This window comes from Streptococcus devriesei DSM 19639, from assembly GCF_000423725.1.
In the GTDB taxonomy this organism is placed as follows: Bacteria; Bacillota; Bacilli; order Lactobacillales; family Streptococcaceae; genus Streptococcus; species Streptococcus devriesei.
This window is the reverse complement of the sequence record NZ_AUIN01000003.1, coordinates 45,040-51,126: the sequence shown is the minus strand read 5'-3', so window position 1 is coordinate 51,126 and position 6,087 is coordinate 45,040. Positions and strand designations below refer to the sequence as shown.

Annotated in this window: 4 protein-coding genes; 2 read left to right on the top strand and 2 right to left on the bottom strand. The window is 40.9% G+C overall.

The genetic code is table 11. The features are described 5' to 3' along the window. Positions 1 to 358 precede the first annotated feature (358 nt). Positions 359 to 1,978 (bottom strand): ATP-binding cassette domain-containing protein, encoded by a 1,620-nt coding sequence (locus G573_RS0100880; RefSeq protein WP_027974964.1) that lies wholly within the window; start codon positions 1,976 to 1,978, stop codon positions 359 to 361. Positions 1,979 to 2,135: 157 nt separating this feature from the next. Between G573_RS0100880 and trpS the strand changes: the two genes are divergently transcribed. Both trpS and guaB read left to right on the top strand, forming a co-directional pair. After that, the gene (trpS, locus tag G573_RS0100875) at positions 2,136 to 3,158 is read left to right on the top strand and encodes a tryptophan--tRNA ligase (protein WP_027974963.1); all 1,023 of its coding nucleotides are present in this window, start codon (positions 2,136 to 2,138) and stop codon (positions 3,156 to 3,158) included. 169 nt (positions 3,159 to 3,327) lie between these two features. Further along, positions 3,328 to 4,809 (top strand): IMP dehydrogenase, encoded by a 1,482-nt coding sequence (gene guaB / locus G573_RS0100870; protein ID WP_027974962.1) that lies wholly within the window; start codon positions 3,328 to 3,330, stop codon positions 4,807 to 4,809. 186 nt (positions 4,810 to 4,995) lie between these two features. Here the strand turns inward: guaB and recF are convergent, their stop codons facing one another. Next, entirely contained in the window at positions 4,996 to 6,087 is a 1,092-nt protein-coding gene (gene recF, locus G573_RS0100865; protein WP_027974961.1) for a DNA replication/repair protein RecF, read from the bottom strand.

Genomic DNA, 6,087 nt, shown 5'->3' with positions numbered 1-6,087 from the left:
GTAAATCGTCATGAAATGGCGATTTCGATTTTCCTCGCTCTCCTATTTTAAGGCTCAGGTAGAAATCATCCACTGGATAATTTCTATCCCACCTCCGCACAGTTTATTAGCTCAAAAGGTCTGGGAGACCTTTTGAGAGTGATAATAAAGCTAACTAAGTTAGCTTCAAATATCCTCTATCACTTGCGTAGCAAGGGATAAGGACTTCCAATTAGCAGTGGTTCATTGGTGCTAAAGCATCTAATGAACTGTACAGGGGTAAGACTAAGTCGGCTAAGCCAACAAGTCTTACTCCCAACCACTGCGTTAAATATGTGATACTTCATAAATTGAAAGAGTTTGAGACTTTTGTCCCAGACTATTGCCAGAGCTTGGCAACTTTTGCCTGCACTTCTTCATTTTCAAGGAATTCATCATAAGTTTCATCAATACGGTCAATAACACCGTTTTTAGAGATGACAACGATATGATTAGCCAAGGTTTGGATAAATTCATGGTCGTGACTGGCGAAGATAATAGATTCTTTGAAATCTTTAAGACCGTCATTCAAGCTTGAGATGGACTCTAAGTCCAAATGGTTGGTAGGATCATCGAGAACAAGTACATTGGATTTAAGCAGCATTAGCTTGGACAGCATCACGCGCACTTTTTCACCTCCTGAAAGGACATTGACAGACTTGTTAACTTCATCGCCGGAAAAGAGCATACGGCCCAAGAAACCGCGAAGAAATGTGTTATCGTCTTCTTCTTTGCTGGCAAATTGACGTAGCCATTCTAGGATAGATTCACCATTTGCAAAATCACTGCTGTTATCCTTTGGAAGATAGGAGCGGCTTGTTGTGACACCCCATTTGATTGTACCTTCATAGTCAATGTCTCCCATCAGCGCACGCATCAAAGCTGTTGTCTGAATGTCATTTTGACCGATGATGGCAGCCTTATCTCCCGGATTTAAAATAAAACTGATATTGTCAAGAATAGTCTCACCATCAATTTTAACTGAAAGGTTTTCGACAGTCAGAAGGTCATTGCCGATTTCTCTCTCTGCTTGAAATTTAATAAACGGATATTTTCGGCTGGAAGGGACAATTTCTTCCAATTCGATTTTATCCAGCATTTTTTTGCGAGAGGTAGCCTGCTTGGATTTAGAAGCATTGGCAGAAAAACGAGCGACAAATTCCTGCAGTTCCTTAATCTTCTCTTCTGCTTTGGCATTGCGGTCAGCCTGCAGTTTTGCTGCCAGTTCGCTGGATTCTTTCCAGAAATCATAATTGCCGACATAGAGTTTAATCTTACCGAAATCAAGGTCAGCCATGTGAGTGCAGACTTTATTAAGAAAATGCCGGTCGTGAGAAACAACGATGACCGTATTTTCAAAATCAATAAGAAAATCCTCCAGCCAATTAATGGACTGGATATCAAGACCGTTAGTGGGCTCATCCAGCAAGAGAACGTCCGGTTTACCAAAAAGAGCTTTGGCAAGCAAAACCTTGACCTTATCGCCGTTAGCCAGCTCACTCATATTTTGGTAATGAAGATCCTCAGCAATATTAAGATTTTGCAGCAGCTGAGCCGCCTCGCTTTCAGCTTCCCAGCCTCCCAGTTCAGCAAACTGTCCTTCTAACTCAGCAGCACGGACCCCGTCTTCGTCGGAAAAATCTGCTTTCATGTAAATAGCATCTTTTTCTTTCATGATATCATAGAGCTCTTGGTTGCCCATGATAACAACATCAATAGCACGTTCTTCTTCATAGTCAAAGTGATTTTGACGAAGAACAGACAGACGCTCGTTAGGACCGAGCGCTACATGTCCGGTTGTCGGTTCAATATCACCGGCTAAGATTTTCAAAAATGTTGATTTTCCGGCGCCGTTAGCACCAATCAAGCCATAGGTATTTCCCGCTGTAAATTTAATATTGACATCATCAAAAAGTTTACGATCGCTGAAACGCAGCGATATATCTGATACAGTTAACAATTTTCCACCTCATCTTTTATTACTACTACATTCTACAGGAAAAGCCCTTATTTTTCAATTAAATCCCTCAGCTGTAAATTTTTAGCTGCTGCTTTTGGCTTCCTGCTCTTGATAATTATGTTATAATTGAACTAATTGTAATTTAGGGAGAATAGAAATGACAAAACCTATTATTTTGACAGGTGACCGTCCGACAGGAAAACTGCATCTGGGGCATTATGTCGGCAGCCTCAAAAACCGTGTTCTTTTGCAAAATGAGGACAAATACCGCATGTTTGTTTTTTTGGCAGACCAGCAAGCCCTGACCGATCATGCTAAAGAATCTGAAATCATCAAGGAGTCTGTCGGCAATGTTGCCCTTGATTATTTGGCAGTAGGTCTCGATCCGGACAAAGTGACGATTTTCATCCAGAGTCAAATTCCTGAATTAGCTGAGCTGACCATGTATTATATGAATTTAGTGTCTCTGGCTCGTTTGGAGCGCAATCCAACCGTTAAGACAGAAATTGCCCAAAAAGGTTTTGGCGAGTCTATTCCGACAGGTTTTTTGGTTTACCCTATTTCACAGGCTGCTGATATCACAGCTTTTAAAGCTAATTATGTACCTGTTGGGAATGACCAAAAACCAATGATTGAACAGACACGTGAAATTGTCCGCAGTTTTAACCATACTTATAAGTGTGATGTTTTAGTCGAGCCAGAAGGCATTTATCCGGAAAATGAGGCCGCCGGCCGCCTGCCGGGGCTTGATGGCAATGCTAAAATGTCCAAATCTCTGGGCAACGGCATTTATCTGTCTGATGATGCGGACACTGTTCGCAAAAAAGTGATGAGCATGTATACGGATCCAAATCATATCCGTGTGGAAGATCCCGGTTCTATTGAAGGCAATATGGTTTTCCATTACCTTGATGTTTTTGGTAAGCCAGAAGATGCAGCTGACATTGCAGCTATGAAAGAGCAGTATCAAAAAGGCGGTCTTGGCGATGTGAAGACCAAGCGTTACCTGCTTGATATTTTAGAGCGGGAACTAAAACCAATTCGTGAACGGCGTTTGGAATATGCCAAGGACATGGGCTATGTTTTTGATATGCTGAAAAAAGGCAGCGAAAAGGCTCGTCAGACAGCTTCAAGTACTTTAGATGATGTCAAAAAAGCCATGGGAATCAATTATTTTTAAAAAATTTCGTATAAAAAAGCAGAGAAGACGCTGTAAAAATCAATCGTTTCCTCTGCTTTTTTTCTTGGGCAAATTTTCCTGAATTTATTGACAAATGATTTTGGCGTGTTATTATAGTAACAATTAAACTAGCCGACCGGCAAAAATGTATAGAAAAGAGGATTAAATAATGTCAAATTGGGACACTAAATTTTTGAAAAAAGGCTATACCTTTGATGATGTATTACTTATCCCGGCTGAAAGCCATGTTCTTCCAAATGAAGTTAATATGCAGACCAGATTGGCTAAAAATTTGACATTAAATATTCCAATTATCACTGCAGCCATGGATACTGTTACTGACAGTAAAATGGCTATTGCTATTGCACGGGCAGGCGGTCTTGGTGTTATTCATAAGAATATGTCCATTAAAGAGCAGGCTGAGGAAATTCGAAAGGTAAAACGCTCAGAAAACGGGGTTATTATTGATCCTTTCTTCTTAACGCCTAAGCACAAGGTTTCTGAGGCTGAAGAACTGATGCAGCGCTATCGCATCAGCGGAGTTCCCATCGTAGAAACGCTTGAAAATCGTAAATTGGTCGGTATCATTACCAATCGTGACATGCGTTTCATCTCTGATTATGATACACCGATTTCAGAGCATATGACTAGTAAAAAATTGGTGACAGCTCCTGTAGGAACAGATCTTGAAACAGCTGAGCGTATCTTACATGAACATCGCATTGAAAAATTACCGTTGGTTGATGAGACTGGACGTCTGTCAGGCCTTATTACAATCAAGGATATTGAAAAAGTCATAGAATTTCCGAATGCTGCTAAAGATGAGTTTGGCCGTCTTTTAGTCGCCGGTGCTGTCGGTGTTACTTCTGATACGTTTGAGCGTGCAGAAGCCCTTTTTGAAGCCGGAGCAGACGCCATTGTTATTGATACAGCCCACGGCCACTCTGCCGGTGTTCTTCGGAAAATCGCTGAAATTCGTGCTACTTTTCCTGATAAGACTTTAATTGCCGGCAACATCGCCACTGCTGCTGGTGCAAAAGCTCTTTATGATGCCGGTGTTGATGTTGTCAAAGTAGGGATCGGCCCAGGATCTATCTGTACAACCCGTGTGGTTGCCGGTGTCGGGGTTCCTCAGATTACAGCCATTTATGATGCTGCCAGCGTTGCGCGTGAGTACGGCAAGACCATTATTGCAGACGGTGGTATTAAGTATTCCGGTGATATTGTCAAAGCTCTTGCTGCGGGCGGCAATGCTGTTATGCTCGGGTCTATGTTTGCAGGTACTGATGAAGCGCCAGGTGAAACAGAAATTTACCAAGGCCGTAAGTTTAAAACCTACCGTGGCATGGGTTCAATTGCAGCTATGAAGAAAGGGTCGAGCGACCGCTACTTCCAAGGCTCTGTCAATGAAGCTAATAAACTTGTTCCGGAAGGTATTGAAGGGCGCGTAGCTTATAAGGGGGCTGCGGCAGATATTGTCTTCCAAATGCTGGGCGGTATCCGATCTGGTATGGGTTATGTAGGGGCTGCTAACTTGCAGGAACTTCGTGAAAATGCTCAATTTATGGAGATGTCAGGGGCAGGATTAATCGAAAGCCACCCGCATGATGTTCAGATTACAAATGAAGCACCTAACTATTCTGTACAATAAAACTAAAAAGAAACTGCGCTAGTTAAGCAGTTTCTTTTTTTGTTATTAAATTTTCAATATGAGGGAAATAGATCAGTAAAAATTTTCTTGACAGCAGCTTTAATCACAAATGCCTTAGATATAGCAATTGTTGACGTTTGATTTACAAAATTGTAAAGCAAAATTGACAGTTTTTTGACACAGCTGTTAATCTCCAGAAAGTTTTCCCTGATTGATAGTAAAGAGTTTTAAATCCTCAGGAAGCTGCTGAAGGTGGTCAAGGCTGGTTGTGGTGATAAAGGTTTGGACATTTTCCTTAATACCTTCTAAAAGTTTGGTTTGTCTGTGATTGTCAAGTTCACTCATAACGTCGTCCAGTAAAAGGATGGGGTAATCTCCGGTGACCGATTTGATGAGTTCGATTTCAGCTAACTTTAAAGACAAAATCAAACTGCGATGCTGTCCCTGACTGCCAAAACCGGCATTCATGTCATTAATAAAAAACGACAAATCATCACGATGAGGTCCCAAACCAGTATTCTTCTTAAAAATGTCTCGCTGACGATTCTTTTGCAGCTGGGACAGGAAATTTTTCTCAATGTCTTTTTTATCATCAAATTTAACGGAAGACAGATAAGAAATGTTTAAATGTTCCTGCTGGTTTGAAATAGTAAAATGGTGTTTATCTGCTTCTTTGGCCAAATCATGAATGAAATCAAAGCGATGCTTGATAACTCTGGTTCCGTAATCTGCCAGCTGCTCATCTAAAACGCCTAAAAAATCGGAATCAACTTTATCAGCTGTTTTGAGATAGGAATTTCGCTGTTTTAAGACGTGATTATAATTTGATAAATCAGCCAGATAAACAGGTTTAATTTGCCCTAAATCAATATCAATGAACTTTCTCCTAAGGCTGGGAGAGCCTTTTACCAGCTGTAAATCCTCCGGCGCAAAAAGAACAACTGTCATCATGCCGATATAATCTGACAGTTTGGATTGCTTCAAGTGATTGATTTTAGTTGTTCTTCCCTTGTCGGATAAGGTTATTTCTAAGGGAATTTTACCATTGATTCGGTTTAGTATTCCGAGGATACGCAGCTCTTTTTCACCAAACCGGATCAGTTCTTTATCTGAGCGTGTTCGGTGGCTGCGTGTTAAAGACAGGAAATAGATGGCTTCTAAAAAATTAGTTTTTCCTTGAGCGTTCTGACCGACAAAAACATTAAGTTTTGGGGAAAATTCAGTTTCAAGCTCCTGATAATTACGATAATTGGTTAGTTTGATTTTTTCTATCCACAT